This window comes from Methylobacterium mesophilicum SR1.6/6, assembly GCF_000364445.2.
Classification (GTDB): domain Bacteria; phylum Pseudomonadota; class Alphaproteobacteria; order Rhizobiales; family Beijerinckiaceae; genus Methylobacterium; species Methylobacterium mesophilicum_A.
This window is the reverse complement of the sequence record NZ_CP043538.1, coordinates 6,322,056-6,339,261: the sequence shown is the minus strand read 5'-3', so window position 1 is coordinate 6,339,261 and position 17,206 is coordinate 6,322,056. Positions and strand designations below refer to the sequence as shown.

17 protein-coding genes are annotated in these 17,206 nt (G+C 70.8%); 6 read left to right on the top strand and 11 right to left on the bottom strand.

Annotated elements, in window-relative coordinates:
• Position 1: 1 nt before the first annotated feature.
• From MMSR116_RS30230 to MMSR116_RS30210, 5 genes are all read right to left on the bottom strand, one after another.
• Positions 2-361: a HepT-like ribonuclease domain-containing protein gene (locus MMSR116_RS30230; RefSeq protein WP_010684640.1), complete on the bottom strand. Its 360-nt coding sequence runs from the start codon at positions 359-361 to the stop codon at positions 2-4.
• Positions 342-509: a hypothetical protein gene (locus MMSR116_RS32130; protein WP_244625565.1), complete on the bottom strand. Its 168-nt coding sequence runs from the start codon at positions 507-509 to the stop codon at positions 342-344. The genes MMSR116_RS30230 and MMSR116_RS32130 overlap by 20 nt, the downstream gene beginning before the upstream one ends.
• A 190-nt stretch (positions 510-699) precedes the next feature.
• Complete coding sequence (locus MMSR116_RS30220) at positions 700-2,172, bottom strand: UdgX family uracil-DNA binding protein (protein WP_039893636.1); 1,473 nt, start codon at positions 2,170-2,172, stop codon at positions 700-702.
• 173 nt (positions 2,173-2,345) lie between these two features.
• A complete protein-coding gene (locus MMSR116_RS30215) occupies positions 2,346-3,557 on the bottom strand; it encodes a putative DNA modification/repair radical SAM protein (protein ID WP_010684637.1) in 1,212 nt (403 codons plus the stop codon).
• A 76-nt stretch (positions 3,558-3,633) separates the two neighbouring features.
• Positions 3,634-4,161, bottom strand: a complete 528-nt coding sequence (locus tag MMSR116_RS30210; protein ID WP_010684636.1) for a regulatory protein RecX — start codon at positions 4,159-4,161, stop codon at positions 3,634-3,636.
• A gap of 224 nt (positions 4,162-4,385) precedes the next feature.
• On the opposite strand from MMSR116_RS30210, the gene MMSR116_RS30205 reads away from it, so the two are divergent.
• The 3 genes from MMSR116_RS30205 (at position 4,386) to grpE (ending at position 9,404) form a co-directional block, all read left to right on the top strand.
• On the top strand, positions 4,386-5,813 hold the full coding sequence (locus MMSR116_RS30205) for a TAXI family TRAP transporter solute-binding subunit (protein ID WP_010684635.1): 1,428 nt from the start codon (positions 4,386-4,388) through the stop codon (positions 5,811-5,813).
• A gap of 82 nt (positions 5,814-5,895) precedes the next feature.
• On the top strand, positions 5,896-8,688 hold the full coding sequence (locus MMSR116_RS30200; RefSeq protein WP_039893453.1) for a [protein-PII] uridylyltransferase: 2,793 nt from the start codon (positions 5,896-5,898) through the stop codon (positions 8,686-8,688).
• A 104-nt stretch (positions 8,689-8,792) separates the two neighbouring features.
• Positions 8,793-9,404: a nucleotide exchange factor GrpE gene (gene grpE / locus MMSR116_RS30195; RefSeq protein WP_010684633.1), complete on the top strand. Its 612-nt coding sequence runs from the start codon at positions 8,793-8,795 to the stop codon at positions 9,402-9,404.
• A 17-nt stretch (positions 9,405-9,421) separates the two neighbouring features.
• On the opposite strand, the gene MMSR116_RS30190 is transcribed toward grpE, so the two are convergent.
• The 4 genes from MMSR116_RS30190 to MMSR116_RS30180 all read right to left on the bottom strand — a co-directional run bounded on the left by MMSR116_RS30190 (position 9,422) and on the right by MMSR116_RS30180 (position 11,212).
• Positions 9,422-9,793 (bottom strand): hypothetical protein, encoded by a 372-nt coding sequence (locus MMSR116_RS30190; RefSeq protein WP_010684632.1) that lies wholly within the window; start codon positions 9,791-9,793, stop codon positions 9,422-9,424.
• Positions 9,794-9,971: 178 nt separating this feature from the next.
• The gene (locus tag MMSR116_RS30185) at positions 9,972-10,712 is read right to left on the bottom strand and encodes an outer membrane protein (protein ID WP_010684631.1); all 741 of its coding nucleotides are present in this window, start codon (positions 10,710-10,712) and stop codon (positions 9,972-9,974) included.
• 36 nt (positions 10,713-10,748) lie between these two features.
• Complete coding sequence (locus MMSR116_RS32320) at positions 10,749-10,883, bottom strand: hypothetical protein (protein ID WP_010684630.1); 135 nt, start codon at positions 10,881-10,883, stop codon at positions 10,749-10,751.
• On the bottom strand, positions 10,880-11,212 hold the full coding sequence (locus tag MMSR116_RS30180; protein WP_083920246.1) for a hypothetical protein: 333 nt from the start codon (positions 11,210-11,212) through the stop codon (positions 10,880-10,882). Before MMSR116_RS30180 ends, MMSR116_RS32320 begins: the two co-directional genes overlap by 4 nt.
• 151 nt (positions 11,213-11,363) lie before the next feature.
• Between MMSR116_RS30180 and MMSR116_RS30175 the strand changes: the two genes are divergently transcribed.
• Complete coding sequence (locus tag MMSR116_RS30175; RefSeq protein WP_039893451.1) at positions 11,364-12,209, top strand: DUF6502 family protein; 846 nt, start codon at positions 11,364-11,366, stop codon at positions 12,207-12,209.
• An 11-nt stretch (positions 12,210-12,220) separates the two neighbouring features.
• On the top strand, positions 12,221-13,540 hold the full coding sequence (locus MMSR116_RS30170; protein WP_010684627.1) for a DUF5666 domain-containing protein: 1,320 nt from the start codon (positions 12,221-12,223) through the stop codon (positions 13,538-13,540).
• Between the two features lie 334 nt (positions 13,541-13,874).
• Here the strand turns inward: MMSR116_RS30170 and ada are convergent, their stop codons facing one another.
• Entirely contained in the window at positions 13,875-14,939 is a 1,065-nt protein-coding gene (gene ada / locus MMSR116_RS30165) for a bifunctional DNA-binding transcriptional regulator/O6-methylguanine-DNA methyltransferase Ada (protein ID WP_039893634.1), read from the bottom strand.
• A gap of 174 nt (positions 14,940-15,113) precedes the next feature.
• Here ada and MMSR116_RS30160 point away from each other — a divergent pair, with 174 nt between their 5' ends.
• Positions 15,114-16,097, top strand: a complete 984-nt coding sequence (locus MMSR116_RS30160) for an alginate O-acetyltransferase AlgX-related protein (RefSeq protein WP_010684625.1) — start codon at positions 15,114-15,116, stop codon at positions 16,095-16,097.
• A 270-nt stretch (positions 16,098-16,367) separates the two neighbouring features.
• Here MMSR116_RS30160 and MMSR116_RS30155 read toward each other — a convergent pair whose 3' ends face one another.
• Positions 16,368-17,114, bottom strand: coding sequence for a YebC/PmpR family DNA-binding transcriptional regulator (locus MMSR116_RS30155; RefSeq protein ID WP_010684624.1), 747 nt, complete (start codon positions 17,112-17,114; stop codon positions 16,368-16,370).
• Between the last annotated feature and the right edge of the window lie 92 nt (positions 17,115-17,206).

Below are 17,206 nucleotides of genomic sequence, written 5' to 3'. Positions count from 1 at the left end.
ATCAGGGGTCAGACATGCGGACCGGCGCGGCGCGGCCGGCCGCAATCAGCACAGGCAGCTCGTCGTGGACGGTGAGCCAGACGATGTCCAGCGTCACGCTATCGTAGCCGTGCCGATAGACGTTGCCCGCGCCCGCGATCTGTCGCCACGGCACGTCGGAGTACCGGGCCTTCGTCCCGGCGCTGAGCCGACGGCTTGCTTCGGAGATGATCTCCAGGCAGCGAATGACTTCGAAATGGGTCCGCTCGTCCGCCGCGAAGGTCGACGACGTGAACCCAGTGACGAAATCAACGGCCCGTTGCGCGTTGACGAGCATATCCGCGCCGGCGGCGCCGTCGCGCTCAGAAAGCGACGAGGGCATCGCACTCGGCTCGCTCCCGGATCCGCCTCTTCAGGCCTTTGCGGTTCGCAATGTCGACTCGGATCGGAAACAGATCATCGATGAACTGGCACAGCCCGACGTTGCCGTAGACACCGCCTACGACCGGTGCGCCGATCTCGATCATCACGTCGACGTCGCTCTCCGCATGCGCCTCCCCCCGGGGCGACGGATCCGAACAAGGCTGCGTGCAGCACCCCACTGCGGCGCAGTTCCGCCTCGTTGGCGCGCAGGATGTCGAGGGCGGCGAGCTTATCCATGGCAACGGGACCGGAGGGATTCGGCGCCTGCCAGCATAGCAGAACCGCGAGGTTGGAAGATCACGCCGCCAACTCCCGCCCCAGCGCCTGCACCCGGCGCAGGTCGTCCACGAAGGCCGCGTAGGCCTCCTCCTTCGCCTCGTCGGGCAGGCGCAGAAGGTAGGACGGGTGGACCGTGATGAAGCCCTGGAAGCGGTTGTCGTGCCGGTCGAACCGGAACGGGCCGCGCGCCCGGGTGATCGGGACCGCCTTGCCGGTCAGCGCCAGCACGGCCGTCGCGCCTAGAGCCACCACCAGCTTCGGGGCCACGAACTCGAGCTCCCGGTCAAGCCACCAGCGATAATGGCTCACCTCGCCAGCCGTCGGCTTCTGGTGGATGCGGCGCTTGCCGCGCTCCTCGAACTTGAAGTGCTTGACCGCATTCGTCAGGTAGCTCACCCCACGGTCGATCCCGGCCTCCGCCATGGCGCGGGACAGGAGCTGCCCGGCCGGCCCGACGAACGGGCGGCCCTGCCGGTCCTCCTGATCGCCGGGCTGCTCGCCCACGAAGGCGACCGTGGCGCCGACCGGCCCTTCACCGAGGACGGCCTGGGTCGCCCCCGGTACCAGCGGCTCAGTCCGGCGGATGATCGCGTTCAGCTCGTCGAGGGTCTTGGGATCCTGGTCGGCCATGGCGGCGACGGCGCGGGCGGGTTCGCGGCGTGTGGGCATGGTCGGCTCCCTCTCGATCATCGCTTCGGTGCGCCCGGCCGCCGCCCGGACGAGGGCGGGGATCGCGGCGGTCTCGGGCATGTTGTGCCAGTACTTCTTGGGCATCTCGGCACGCATGGCCTTCAGATTGGTGCGGGCCGGGTTGAACGTGCTCTCGTAGTAGGTCTGCCAGCCGGCCTCGAAGCCGTCGCCCTCGGGCAGTTGCGTTCGGTCGCCCGGCGGCCCGAACGTCAGGGTCTCGGTATCCCAGTGGGCCGAGCCTTCGGGCGTCAGGATCGACCAGCGCATGCCGCGGAAGCGATTGACGAAGAACGGAGCCGCCGCCTCCAGGATGTGGTGGTCCGGCTCGAACCAAGCGACGTAATGCTCGCCGCCGCTGTCCTCGGCCCGGCGGAAGCGCAGGAAAGCATGCATCTTGTGGAGGTCGCGCCCGATCGCCTTCGCCATCCGGTGCAGGCGGTGGACCAGCGGATCGCTGTCCACCTCCATCAGGTGCCGCTCGCCGTGGCAGACGCGCCAGATCAGCGCGTAGAGCAGGCCATAGCGCTCGGGATCGCGGTGGGGGATCACCTGCGGGATCAAAGCGGCGACGGGTTTCGGAAGGGTGAGCGGCGCGGCGGCAGTATGATCCGCCTCGGCGCCGAACAGGCCGGGGGCGTCCGTCACCGACCACGCCACCACCTCTGGCGGAACGCCATGTGCGACGAGGCCGCGGACGGCCTTGCGGAAGCCGTCGAAGTCGGCGCCCGGACGCAGGGTGATGGTACGCGGCGCGCGCGCCTCCCCATCCCCCTCTGCGGGGGAGGGTAGCCCTCGCGTCAGCGAGGGTCGGGCCGGGACGAAGTCCCGCAAGAGGGGAGCGAGGCTTCCGGAAAAGGCAAGCCCGGCGGGCGCGCCAGCGCCTCTTCCTGCGCCGTCGCTCCCCGCTCCCGACGCGCTTCGCGGGCCACCCTCCCCCGCAGAGGGGGAAGGGAGAGGCTTGGTTCCAGGCCTCATCAGAACAGGCTCAGCTGCGTCGCCGGCTCGACCAGCCGCGCTCGTAGATCGAGCCGGTCGGTCAGCCCGATCGGGCGGTGATCGGCTGCAACGAGGAACGGCCGCGCCCGCTTCAGGCCCGAGGTCAGCCGGGCGACGTCATCCAGGCGCAGGGTGGCGTGGCGGCGTGCCTTGACGATCTTGTCCACCGCCCGTGCGCCGAGCCCCGGCACGCGCAGCAGCCATTCCCGGTCGGCTTTGTTCACGTCCACCGGGAATTTGTCGCGATGCTTCAGTGCCCAGGCGAGCTTCGGGTCGATGTCGAGGGCGAGCATGCCGCCCTCGGAGGCGTCCGCGACCTCGTCGGGCGTGAATTCGTAATACCGCAGAAGCCAGTCGGCTTGGTACAGCCGGTGCTCCCGCTGGAGCGGCGGCGGCTTCGGCGGCAGGATCGCGGAGCCGTCCGGGATCGGGCTGAAGGCGGAATAATAGACCCGCTTCAGACCGACGCTGCCGTAGAGCAGCGCGCTCTTGCGGATCAGCGCCTCGTCGGTGGTGGAATCCGCGCCCACGATCACCTGCGTCGAGTGGCCGGCGGGGGAGAAGCGGCGCTTCTCGGCCTTGGCCTGTACGATGCGCTCGCCGATCTGTGCCATGGCGCCCTGGATCGCGGCACCGTCCTTCTCGGGGGCGAGGCGCTCAAGGCTGGCGTCGGTCGGCAGCTCGACGTTGATCGACAGGCGATCGGCGTAGAGGCCGGCCTCCTCGATCAGCCAGGGACTCGCCTCGGGGATCGACTTTAGGTGGATGTAGCCGGCGAAGCCATGGTCGCGCCGGAGCGATTTCGCCACCCGCGTCAGCAGCTCCATCGTGTGGTCGGGCGACTTGATGATGCCCGAGGAGAGAAACAATCCCTCGATGTAGTTCCGCCGGTAGAAATTCAGGGTGAGGTTGACGACTTCCTCGACCGAGAACTTCGCCCGCCTGACGTTCGAGGAGCGCCGATTGATGCAGTAGGCGCAGTCGAACAGGCACCAATTGGTCAATAGGATCTTGAGCAGCGAGACGCAGCGCCCGTCCGGCGTGTAGGCGTGGCAGATCCCGGCTCCGGTCGTGGAGCCGAGCCCGTCCTTGCCCGCAGCCCGCTTCGGCGCGGCCGAGGAGGCGCAGGAGGCATCGTACTTCGCGGCATCCGCCAGGATGCGCAACTTCTTGGCGAGAGCTTCGTCCATCGAACAGACAATGAACAACCCGGCCGAAGGTGCAAGCGCGGCCGCTCATTCACCCCGAGCCGCGATGCCGCACCCGTCACGCCGGAGCATCGCCCTCGTCGTCGACCACCCGTCGGGCGAGATCGTACGCGAAGCCGGCGCGCGCCAGGGCAGCCAGATCCCGGTCTCGATAGGCGGCCCGCTGATCCGGACGGCGGTGCGGGCCGAGCCGCCGCCGTTTGGCGTAGGCCCGGGCCGCCTGATCCTCAATCCCCTGCGCCTCCCCGTCGGCCAGGGCGTCGCGTTCCGCCTGCATGGCGGCCTCGACTACGTCGCGTGAAACGCCCTTGGCGGCGAGCTTGGCCGAGACGCCGCGGCTCGACGTGCCGCGGCGTCGCAGGGTGGCGAGGCGCATGTCGGCGAAGCGCGTGTCGTCCACGAGACCCGCCGAGACCGCCCGCGCCACGGTCGCGGTGACGAGGTCCGCGAAGGCCGCGGGGTCCTCGCCTCGGGCGCGGGCGCGCTTCTGGACGCGTCGCGCGAGGGTCCGGCGCAGCATCTCGGTCGAGGCGCTGTAGCGCTCCAGGTAATGAAGTGCTGCCCGCTCGAGCCAGGCCGGGCTCACCGGCCCCGGAGGTTTGATCTCCCGCTCACGGCGCTCTGGCGCGGATCCTGCAACGTTTGGCGGTTTCACCGGTTCTTCACGATCTCGACAGGTTTGCGTTCCATGACTCGGGTATGGAACGCGCGCAACGCGACAGGCTCGGCCATGGCCCGAACCACCGTTCTTCGTCCGGTCCCCCGCAGAACCGATGGCGGAGGCGCCTGCATGCCGCGGCGGCATCCCTGATGCGGCGCGAGTGGCTCCTGGTCCTGGTGGCCCTGGGGCTGGCCGCGGTCGCGGCCGGGATCGTCTATCTCTCGCGCCCGAATACCCTGACGGTGGCGGTCGGGCCGCAGGACGGGCCCGAGGCGGCGCTGATCGAGGCCTACGCCAACGCCCTCGACCGGGCTCGCGAAGATGTGCGCCTCAAGGTGGTGCGCTACGGCGACGTCCGCGACAGCGCCATGGCGCTCCAGCGGAACAAGGCTGACCTCGCCGTGGTGCGGCCGGACGTATTCTTGCCCGAGAACGGCCTGACGCTGGCGATCCTGCACGACGAGGCCCTGGTCATCGCGGCGCCCGAGGCGGCCGACATCGACGATGTCCCCGCACTGGCGCGCAAACGCCTCGGCATCGTGGTGCGGCACAGCGCCGACCTGTCCTTCCTGACAAACCTTCTCTCCTTCTACGACCTTGTGCCGGACACGCCCAGCGCGGATGCTGCGGAGGACGGTCAGGGGGCCAGTGAGCCCGAGGCCGCCGCGGGCCACGTCGTCGTGGTGCCCCTCAAGGTCGGCGAGGTCACGGCCGCGCTCACCGACAAGCGCGTCGACGCGGTCGCGGTGATCGCGAGCCCCGCCTCGAAGGCGGCCGCCGCCATGGTGCGGGCCGTCGAGCTCGGCGCGCCGGACCGCAAGATCGGCTTCGTCTCGATCCCGGACGGGGACGCGATCCTGCAGCGCTTCCCAGAGCTCCAAGCGGTGACCATCCCGGCCGGGACGTTCGGGGGCCGCCCGAAACGCCCCGACGAGGAGGTCAAGACCGTTGGCGCCTCGTACCGCCTGATGGCCCGCGGCACGGTGAGCCGAGTCGCGGTCGCCTCGGCGACGCAGCACCTGTTCGAGTGGCGCTCGCGGCTCGCCTCGGCGGCCCCCGTCGCAAAGCTGATGAAGGCGCCGGACTTCGACACCACGGTGGCAGCAACCTCCGCGCGCCTGCCGAACCACCCCGGCGCAGTCGACTATTTCGAGCGCGAGCAGCAGACCTTCCTCGACCGCTACGAGGATTACATCTACCTGTTCGCCTTCTTCGGCGGCACGATCGGCTCCGGCTTCGCCTGGCTCGGACAGCGGCTGGCCCGCAAGCGTCGGGAGCGTGTGGACTTCGTTCTCGACCGCCTCCTCGACATCATGCGCGAGGTGCGCGCGGCGACGAGCAGCGCCGAGCTCGACACCATCGCGGTCGAGACCGACGGGCTGGTGGCCGACGTGGTCTGCTACGCCCGGGAGCGCAGCATCGACGCCCGCACGGTGAGCGCGCTGATCCTGGCGGTCGACGGCGTCCACGCCGCCATCGCGGATGCGCGGCGGCAAATGAGCGAGGCCGAGCCGCGGGCGGCCGGCCGCAACCGGACCGCGCGGTTGCTGGCCCTCGACCTCCCGGCTGCGGAGTAGTGGTCGGCAGCCCGCGCAGCCCGCGGCGTCGGGTGCATCCTCCCGTGGCTGGCGGCGTAGGCATATCATGCTAACGGGAGCCATGTTCGATCCCGTCGCCGCCCTCGACACGGTCCTGGAGAACCTCGACCGGGAGGCCCGCGAGCCCACCAAGCTCCGGGCCGCGCTGGTGCCGCAGCTGCGCCGGGTGATCGAGGAGGGTCACCGCGCCGCTGAGGCGCAGCTCCTCGAGGACCGCAACGGGCTGCGCTGCGCCCAGACGCTCTCGGCGCTGACCGACGCCGTGGTCCGGGCGATCCACGACGCCGTGGTCTGGCGGCTCTACCCCAACGACAACCCCACCACCGGCGAGCAGCTCGCCGTGGTCGCCACCGGCGGCTACGGCCGGGGCACGATGGCGCCGGGCTCGGACATCGATCTGCTGTTCCTGCTCCCCTACAAGCAGACCGCGTGGTCGGAGAGCGTGGTCGAGGGCATGCTCTACGTCCTCTGGGACCTGAAGCTGAAGGTCGGCCACGCAACCCGCTCGGTGGAGGAGTGCCTGCGCGAGGCGCGGGCCGACATGACGATCCGCACCGCCCTCCTGGAGGCGCGGTTCCTGTTCGGCACGCGCACCCTCTACGAGGAGCTGGTGACGCGCTTCGACGCGGAGCTGGTGGTCGGCTCGGCCTCCGAGTTCGTGGACGCCAAGCTGCGCGAGCGCGACATGCGCGTCTCGAAGGCCGGTTCCTCGCGCTACCTCGTCGAACCCAACGTCAAGGACGGCAAGGGCGGTCTGCGTGACCTGAACACGCTGTTCTGGATCGCCAAGTACACCTACCGGGTGCGCGACCAGATCGAACTCGTCAGCGCCGGCCTGTTCACGCCCGAGGAATACGCGCTGTTCGAGCGCTGCGACGAGTTTCTGTGGCGGGTGCGCTGCCACATGCACTTCGCCACGAAGCGCGCGGAGGAGCGCCTGTCCTTCGGCCTGCAGCCGCGGATCGCCGAGCGCTTCGGATACGAGGCGCGGGGCGGCCTTTCCGGCGTCGAGCGCTTCATGAAGGCCTATTTCCGCATCGCCAAGGATGTCGGCGACCTGACCGCCATCGTCTGCGCGGAGCTGGAGGCGCGCCACGCCAAGCGCACGCCGGTGCTGGACCGCTGGATCGGGCGTTTCCGCGACCGCTTCCGCGCCACCGCCATGGAGGCGGAGGACTTCTGGATCGACCACGGCCGCGTGAACCTGCGCGCGGAGGACGCCTTCGAGCGCGACCCCGTCAACCTGATCCGGCTGTTCTGGCTCGCGGACCGGCACAACCTCGCGATCCACCCGGACGCCAAGCGCCTCGCCAGCCGCTCCCTGCGGCTCGTCAACCCGTCGCTGCGCGGGGACCCGGAGGCGAACCGCCTGTTCCTCGACATCCTGACTTCCCGGAACGCCCCCGAGGAGGCGCTGAGAGAGATGAACGAGGCGGGGGTGCTCGGCCGTTTCATCCCGGATTTCGGCCGCATCGTCGCGATGATGCAGTTCAACATGTACCACCACTTCACGGTGGACGAGCACCTGCTGCGCACGGTCGGCGTGCTGGCCGACATCGAATCGGGCCGCAACCAGGAGACCTATCCGCTGGTCTCGCGCCTCGTGCATTCGATCCACAACCGCACGGCGCTCTACGTGGCGATCCTGCTGCACGACATCGCCAAGGGCCGCCCGGAGGATCACTCGATCGCCGGTGCCGCCATCGCCGAGAAGCTCTGCCCGCGCTTCGGCCTCAACCAGGCCGAGACCGAGACGGTGCGCTGGCTGGTGGAGCACCACCTGCTCATGTCGATGACCGCGCAGAGCCGCGACCTATCGGACGCGAAGACGATCGAGCGCTTCGCCGCCAGCGTGCAGAGCCTGGAGCGGCTGAAGCTCCTGACCATCCTGACGGTGGCCGACATCACGGCGGTGGGCCCCGGGGTCTGGACGGCCTGGAAGGGCACCCTGGTCCGCACCCTTTACGACGAGACCGAGGTCTACCTGTCGGGGGGCCATTCCGAGATCGCCCGCACCGACAGGGTGCGCCTCGTCCAGATGAGCCTGCGCGAGCAGCTTCCGGCCTGGGCCTCCGACGAGTTCGACGCCTACGCGGCCCGGCACGGGCAGGCGTACTGGCTCAAGGTCGACGGCACGCGCCAGATCAAGAACGCCATCTTCCTGCGCGACGCGCTGCGCGACGGCCGGACCAGCGCCACCGACGTGGCCCTCGACCCGGTGCGCGGCGTCACCGAGATCACGATCTACTCGCCGGATCACCCGCGCCTGCTCGCCATCATCACCGGGGCCTGTGCGGCCGCGGGCAGCAACATCGTCGACGCGCAGATCTTCACAACCAACGATGGGTTCGCCCTCGACACGATCTTCATCTCCCGCGCGTTCGAGCGGGACGAGGACGAGCTGCGACGGACCAAGCGGGTCACGGCAGCGATCGAGCGGGCCCTCAAGGGCGAGATCCGAATCGCCGACCTCGTCGCCGACAAGCATCCGCAGACCAGCACGCGGGCCAAGACTTTCCCGGTGCCTCCGGACGTGACGATCGACAACGCCCTGTCGAGCCGGGAGACCGTCGTGGAGGTCACGGGCCTGGACCGCCCCGGCCTGCTCTACGAGCTGACCTCCGCCTTCGGCCGTCTCTCGCTCAACATCACCTCGGCCCACGTCGCGACCTTCGGCGAACGGGCCGTTGACGTCTTCTACGTCACCGATCTGACCGGCACCCGCGTCACCCAGCCCGACCGGCAGGCGGCCATCCGCAGCGCCGTCATGGAGGTCTTCGCCGGCGACGTCGCCGCCCTCAAGGCCGAGGGACTGGAAGCCCTCGTGGCGGCGCCGCCGCCGCGCGAAGCCTGACGGCCGGGTTGATTTCGCAGGCCCGCGGCCAGATATCTGCGCCGGTCCCGTCGGCCCCCGAACCACCCTGCCCTCACGACTGAATCGCGATGACGAGCAACGACATGCCCCAGGATGACCAGCGCCAGACCACGGTGGAAGCCGGCGCCGGCGCCGCGCAAGACGCCGCGCCGAACGGCCATGGCGCCGAGGCCACCGTCGATCCCGTAGCCGAGGCCCTCGCCCTGCTGACGGCCGAGCGCGACGAGTTGAAGGACCGGATGCTGCGCACGCTCGCCGAGATGGAGAACCTGCGCCGCCGGACCGAGCGCGAAGTGGCGGATGCCCGCGCCTACGCGGTCACCAACTTCGCGCGGGACGTGCTGAACGTCGCCGACAACATCCGCCGCGCCCTCGACAGCGTCCCGGCCGACGCGAAGGCGACGGCCGACGGCGCGCTGAAGGGCCTGATCGACGGGATCGAGCTCACCGAGCGCGACCTCGCCAAGACCCTGGAGCGCCACGGTGTGAAGATCGTCGAGCCCGAGGGCCAGAAGTTCGATCCGAACCGCCACCAGGCGATGTTCGAGGTGCCGAACCCGGAGGTTCCCGCCGGCACCGTCGTGCAGGTCGTCCAGGCCGGCTACGTCATCGGCGAGCGCGTCCTGCGTCCGGCCCTGGTCGGCGTGGCCAAGGGCGGCCCGAAGGCGGCGGCGAGCCCGGCCGACGCCGCCTGATAGCCCCGCGGCCTGCCCTACTGACAGGGCAGCGCCGTGGCGAAATCCGAGATGAACTGCGCCGTCTGCCGGATCTGAGCGGGCGTGCGCGGGTCGCGGGCGACGGCACCGGCCTCGACTTGGAGACGCCGGTGGCAGGCGCAACTCGTCAGGATTCCCGAGGACGGTTCGGTCGAGCAGGCATCATGGTGCGCGCAGGCGAGGTCCAGCGCGTCGATCGGCGGGTAATCGGGACCGCGACTCCCCGGTCCGCAGAAATTGCCGTAGATCAGGAGCGCCCCGCGCCCGGACGGCCCGGGCGGGACAATGTCCTGCGCCCGCGCGGGCGCCCCGCAGGCGAAGAGCGCGGCTATCAGCGTCGCGACGATGGTCAGGCTGGGAGCGTTCACGGCCGATCCTGTCGGGAATGCCTCCTGGCACCGCGCGGTGGTCCCGTGCGGGGTCCGGCATCCGCGACTCCGACCGGTGGCGGACAGCGTCCGCCGGCGGATCGAGTCCCGGAGCCGAACGACCTGCATAGCGCCCCAGCGGAGCTGAGCCGTCAAGATCTGCAGAACTCAATATTGTCTAGAATCGGTAATTCACACCCGCTCGAACCAGAGCGAATCCCGAGTCTTGTTTGCCGGCACCGTAATACGCGGGAGTGCTGGTGTTGTAGTATGTGGTTCCAGCGAATCCGCGGTCGAGGTGGAGGTACAGCGCTTCGATCTTTGCGGAGAGCTTCTCGGTGAAGGCGTACTCGATGCCGCCGCCAGCCGCGTAGCCGGTCCGGTCGGTCCCGGGCAGCGTGTAGGGGTAGGACGCGGCGTAGGACGAGCGGGAGCCGCCGCCATACGCGAAGCCGCCGGTTCCGTAGACCAGCACCCGGTCGAAGGCGTAACCGAGGCGGCCGCGCACCGTCCCGAAATAATCGAGGCTCGGACGAACGCTGTAGTACGGCGTCGAGCCGAGATAGGCGGCGTCCGCCTTGGCGAGGGAAGCGCCCTGGATGTCGGTCTCGAAGCCGACCACGAAGCCGGAGCCGGGCGTGAATTGATAATTGAACCCGATCTGGCCGCCGCCGGCGAAGCCGCCGGAGCGGCTCCCGCCCGTCACCGCGCCGTAGGTCGGGTCGGTGTAGCCGCTGCTTCCCGAGGGGAACGCGTATCCCGCGTTCAGACCGGCGTAGAAGCCCGTCCAGGTGAAGACCGGCAGCGTCGGCGGAAGCGGCGGAGGCGGCACGCGACGGGGCAAATCCGCCGCTTGGGCAACGGACGCGATCAGGCCTGCCGCGGCACCGAGGAGCACGGCCCGGTAGAATGTCGTCATGGGGGGATCTCGGGTTGGAGCGGCGGAGCCGCGGGGTCAGAGAGCCAGCAGGAGCAGGCCCACGACGGTGACGGAGAGGATGAGGCAGAGCGCCAGATCGAGGATCGGGGCGCCACCGCAGGTGGGCGCCGGCCGCGCGGAGCCGTCGCCGGCACCGAACAGGGCGATCACGCGCGCACCTCCGGCAGACTGGAGACTCCCGCGGCAGTTTTCACGGCTCGCAGGGCGCGTTTCGGCGTGACGGCACCCGAGGGTACCGCCGCCCCGTCTGAGGGGTTGACGGGAGCGGCGGTCTGCGGCGCCCTCGGTACGCCGGCGCGGTGGACCGTATCCGCATAAGCGATTCCGAGGGCGGGCAGGGCGAGGGCAGCCGCGACGCAGGAGACGCGTCGCAGCTGCAGCATGGCTTGGTGGTGTCCGGAGCAGCGGGGGCCCGAGGGCGTGGTCAGTTTGATCGGCGGCAGCGCGTCATGAACGAAGCTGCGGGTTACGAGCGTCATGCCATCGGCTCCGCTTTTGGCGTGGGAAATTTGACCACGCCTCGAAGCTACGTGTGCAAAAATCCCACGTCAATTCGGAAACTGCTCATGCGTGTGCGCCGCCGCACGTTGTGGGATTGTCTCCCACGACGCTTCCTATATCGATGAGGCCATGTCGGAGACTGCCGAAACACCGCGGGACGGCGCCAGCCTGCACGCCCCCCTGGCGCGGCTTCTGCGCCCGCTCGTACGCCTGCTGGTATCGCGCGGCATCACCTTCCCGGCCCTCACCGATCTGCTGCGCGAACTCTACGTGAACGTCGCCGAATACGACTTCGCGCTCACCGGCAAGGAGCAGACGGACAGCCGCGTCTCCCTGCTCACCGGCATTCACCGCAAGGAGGTCCGCCGGCTGCGCGGCGCGGGCGCTCCGGTCAGCGCCGTGCCGGCCGTCGTCTCGCGCACCAGCCGGATCATCGCCCGCTGGATCGCCGATCCGGCCTTCACCGATCCGCAGGGGCATCCGTTGCCGCTGCCGCGGACGGCCGAGGGTGGCGCGCCGTCGTTCGAGGCCCTGGTCTCGGGTGTCACCCGCGACCTGAGGCCCCGGGCCGTGCTCGACGAGTGGCTCGACCGCGGGCTCGCCTTCCTGGATGCCGGGGACCGGATCGTGCTGGCGGAGGCCGCCTACGTGCCCCGGGGCGACGGCGCGGAGGGGCCACAGCTCTATTATTTCGGCCGCAACCTGCACGATCACATCGCGGCCGCCGTGGGCAACATCGTCGGCGAGGCGCCGCGTTTCCTCGAACGGGCCGTCCACTACGACGGCCTGTCGAAGGAACTCGCGATCCGGCTCGAGGCGCGGGCGCGCGAGATCGCCATGGAGGCCCTGCAGCAGGCCAACCGGGAGGCGCACGCCGCCTGCCAGACCGATTCGGGCGGCGAGCATCGCTGGAACTTCGGCCTCTACGTCTACACGGAAGCCACGCCGCCGACCCGTCCCTCGGGCGAGCGCTGAGGGGCCGTCCGGTGCGATCCTCGCCAAACCGCCGGCTGGTCCTGCGCCTCCTCGCGGGCGCCGCGGCCCTGCTGCCCGATTCCGTCAGGCCCCAGGAGGCGCCGCGCGACCAGGGCATCGGCGGCACCGGCATGATGCGGACCGACGAGCCGCGGCCTCCACCCCTCGGCGAAGGCGACCGCGGCATCGGCGGCACCGGCGTGATCGGCACGATCCGCCGCTTCGGCTCGATCATCGTCAACGACCTGCGCATCGCCTACCCGCCCGAGGTGGAGGTGCGGATCGACGGCGAGCCCGCGAAGGCCACCGACCTGAAGATCGGACAGGTGGTCCACGTGGTCGCGCGGCCGGACGGCGGCCACCTCGCCACGCGCCGCATCGACGTGACGAGCGAGGTGGTCGGCCCGGTCGATTCGGTCGCGCCCGGGCGCATGGTTGTGCTCGGCCAGCGGGTTCTGACGACGGATCTCACCGGCGACTGGAAGCCGGGCGCACGGGTCGCGGTCAGCGGCCTGCGGCGGCCGGACGGCGTGATCGTGGCGAGCCTCGTCGAGGCCCGCGGGTCCGGACCGGACCGTGTCGCCGGCCCGGTCCGGCGCGGGGCGGACGGCGTCCTCGCGATCGGCGGCCTGCGGCTGACCGGGGCCGAGGCCCTGCCGGCGGGAAAGCGCGCCCTGGTCACCGGCACCGCGGCGAACGGCGCCCTCCGCGTGACCAACGCCGCGCAGATGGGCCTGCCGTTTCCGCCGGGCCTGAGGCAGGTCTCCATCGAGTCCTATATCGGCCGGGCCGGCGCCGGGCTCGACCTCGGCTCGGGCTACGCCGTGACCGGCCGCCCGAGCGCCGCGGTGCCGCGCCAGGGCAGCGTGCGCGCAGTCCTGACCGCCTCGGTCGCGCGGGACGGCGACCTGACGGTGGAGCGGCTGCGGATCGAGAACCGCATCGCGCCCGAACGGCCGCAGCCGGACGCGCCGCAGTTCCAGCGGCAGCGGGACCACCTGGACCTGCGCAACCTGCCCGACGACGTGCCCGGGCGGTTCGGCGCCGAGCCCTGGCGCCAGGGCAATGTCGGCGGTCCCGAACTCCGCGGACCGGCGGTCGATACGCGGCCGGGCGCCGGCACGGTGCCCGGAGCGGAGGCCCCCGGGCGCTTCGGGGCGCCGCGCGAGGGTTTCGGCGGCGGTCAGCCCCCGGGCCCCGGCGCCTTCCCGGTCGGTCCCGGCGGGTTCGGCGGCCCGGCCGGCGGAGCCGGAGGGCCGGGCGCCGGTCCGGGCGGCTTCGGCGGCCCTGGCGGATTCGGCGGTCCCGGGGGCGGCGGGGGGCGACGCTAGCGGGTTGCGCCTGTACGGAGCCTCGTCGGGAAATGGCCGTCCCACCCATCCCCCTCATCCTGAGGTGCGGCGAAGCCGCCTCGAAGGAGCCCTCTGGGAACCGTGCGACTTCTGGAAGGCTCCTTCGAGGCCTCCGCCGCGCTCCGGCACCTCAGGATGAGGGGGGAGGGTTGAGATCATCGGTGTCCAGATCACCAGGATCCGAACCTCTGTCTTGTCCTGTGACCCAGCGCGATCAGGAACGGCGCGACCGCGAAGCCGCGCAGGTTTATGCGCCGTCTTTGCGGGTTTCGCGGAGGGTCGGGGGACCCCGCTCCGTGGCCCTCCGAAGGCCTCAGACCTCCGCCTCGCGGTCGAGCAGGGCGCGCTTGCGGGCGACACCCCAGCGGTAACCCGACAGGGCTCCGTCCGAGCGCACCACCCGGTGACAAGGGATCGCGACCGCCAGCGCGTTGGCCCCGCAGGCCTGGGCGACGGCCCGCGTCGCGGCGGGCAGGCCGATCGCGCGGGCGATCTCGGCGTAACTCGCCGTCGATCCCACCGGGATCTTCCGCAATGCCTCCCAGACCCGCTGCTGGAAGGCAGTGCCGCGAATGTCGAGCGGCAGATCGAGCCCCTCACCGGGCGCCTCCACGAGGCCGACGATCTGCGCCATCCAGCGCTCGAAGGTCGGGTCGCCCCCCTCGAGAGCCGCGCCGGGGAAGCGATCCTGAAGGTCCCGCAGCAGGATATCCGGCCCGTCGCCGAGCAGGATGGCGCAGACGCCCCGGTCGGTCGCCGCCACGAGGATCGCCCCCAGGGAGCAGGCGCCGATCCCAAATCGGATGGCAAGGCCGGCACCGCCCTTCCGGTAGGCCGCAGGCGCCATCCCGAGGCGCGGGGCGCCCCCCGCGTAGAAGCGGCTCGCCGCGCCGTAGCCGGCCTCGTAGAGCGCTTCCGTCACCGAGGCGGCGCCCGGAAGCCGTTCGGCCAGGACGGCGGCGCGGTGGGCGGCGGCGTAGGCCTTCGGCGTCACGCCGGTGGCGGCCTTGAACACCCGGTGGAAGTGGTAGGCGCTCAGGCCGGCGGCGCCGGCGAGCTCGGCGAGCGTCGGCATCGTCTCGGCCGCCTCGATCATGCGGCAGGCGCGGGCGACCGACTCCGCCCGGCGCTGGGCCAAGCCGGGCTCGTCCGGCCGGCAGCGCCGGCACGGCCGAAAGCCCGCGGCCTCGGCCTCGGCGCAGGTCGCATGAAAGCTGACGTTCTCGGGCCGCGCCGCGCGGGAGGCACAGCTCGGCCGGCAATACACCCCCGTGGTGCGGACCGCGTACACGAAGCGGCCGTCCGCGCGCGCGTCGCGGGCGGAGAGGGCGGCCCAGCGCTCGGCGTCGTCGGGATCTGAGTGCGGGACGAAGCTCATGGCGGCGGCACTATGCGGCTTGGCGTGGGCGTTGAGGAGAGGCATGACGGGCCTGGCGGGCGGGAGGGATCGTCGCTTCATCCTGTCGTCCCGCCGCCTGACGCGCATCCCGCTCCTTGCTGTCGAATCCGCCGGGCCGGCAGAGGGGCGCGCCGCCGATCGTGCGAGTGTACCGTGGCCTCAAGCATCCCCGAGCACATCCATGTCGGACAGGACGACTGGCTCTTCCTGAAGACCGGGACGAACGACGTCCTCGGCCAGTACGAGCGGGCGGACGAGACGACGGAGCTCATCTGGCAGTGGCGCAGCCTCGTCGCGACCCGGGAGCGGCGGCTGAGGTCCATGGGCATCCTGTACCGCCACGTCGTCGCCCCGGAGAAGCTGATGATCTACGATCACCGGCTCGACGGGCTCACGATCCGGCCGGCCGCCTCGCCGGCCTACCGCCTGCTGCACAACGAGCCGCCGCTCGGCCGCGGCGGACTCCTCGCCCGCTACGCCGCTCGGCGTCGGCGGCAGCGCTGGCGGGAGACCTGCATCGATCTGGTGGCGCCGATGCGGGCGCAGCGCGACGCGGCCGACCTCTACTGCCGGACCGACACCCACTGGTCCCCCGACGGGTGCTACCTGGCCTACGCGGAGATCTGCCGGGCGCTGGGCGCCGAGCCGCGGCAGGACCTGCGGGAACGACCGTCCTTCGAGACCGATCACGACGGCGATCTGGGCAGCGCCTTCGATCCGCCCCGCCGGGCGCGCTCACGCACCGTCCTGATGCAGCGGGACGCGGTGCGGACCTACGGCAGCCCGATCGTCGAGGCGCGCGAGAAGGCCGGGCTTCTGCACACGCTCCATGTCGGCGCCCACGTGATCTACGGCAACGCCAGCGCCACCGACCCGCGCCGGCTGGTGCTGTTCGGCGATTCGTTCTCGCACGTCATGCCGTACATGCTGACGATCCTGCTGGCTGAGACGTTCCGCGAGGTGCACTTCATCTGGAGCACCTCGCTGGACTGGCCGTATATCGAGCGGGTCCGGCCCGACATCGTGCTCACCGAGGTGGCCGAGCGCTTCATGGTCCAGCTGCCCGACGACACCTTCTCGGTGGAGCGCTACGCGCAGGAGCGCTTCGGCGCGGAGCTCGCGGCGGCGGGCGGCTGAGCGCCGGTCGCAATTCTCACGACCATGTCGCGTCTCGGAGCCTGAACCCCGTCATCCCGGGACTGCGCAGCAGGGCCCGGGATCCAGAACCTCGACGCGTGCTCGGACCGGCTCTGTTGGCGGCTCTGGATTGCCCGCCTCCGGCGTGCCCCTTCGGGTCCGGGTTCGCCCTCGGCGCCCCGGAAGGTCAGGGCTCGATGGCAGGCGGGCAGCAGACATCGGAGCCGTCGCAAGTCGGGACTCCGGTGTCTTGGCCGACGCGGTGAACGCTCAGGCCTGCAGCTTGGCCACCAGCGCGTCCGACAGGGCGAAGTTCACGTAGACGTTCTGCACGTCTTCCTGATCCTCGATCACCTCCACGAGGCGGATCAGCTTCTCGCCGGTCTCGTCGTCCACATCGATCGTGTTCTGCGCCTTCCAGATCAGGCCGGTGCGGCTCGGATCGCCGAACCGGGCCTCCAGCGCCTTGGCGACCTCGCCGTAGGAATCCTGGGCGCAGATGACCTCGTGGCCGTCCTCGCCGGAGCTGACGTCGTCGGCACCGGCCTCGATGGCGGCCTCCAGCATCGTGTCGGCATCGGCCACGGAGGCCGGATAGGCGATCACCCCGACCCGGTCGAACATGAAGGCGACGGCGCCAGTCTCGGCGAGGCTGCCGCCGGACTTGGTGAAGGCCGAGCGCACGTCCGAGGCCGTGCGGTTGCGATTGTCGGTCTGCGCCTCGACGATCAGCGCGGCTCCGCCCGGACCGTAACCCTCGTAGCGGATGTCCTCGAAATTCTCGCCGTCGGCACCGGCGGCCTTCTTGATGGCGCGCTCGATGTTGTCCTTGGGCATGTTCTCGGCGCGGGCCGCCAGGATCGCGGCGCGCAGGCGCGGGTTCATCGCCGGGTCGGGCGTGCCGAGCTTGGCCGCCACCGTGATCTCGCGGGCGAGCTTGCCGAACACCTTCGAGCGGACCGCGTCCACCCGGCCCTTCCGGTGCATGATGTTCTTGAACTGCGAATGGCCTGCCATGGCGATGAGACTTTTGTTCGTTGGCGAGGGCGGATGTCCGGGACCCCGCCCCCGCGGCTGTGAGGTCGCCGCGTTATAGGCCGCCGCCTTCC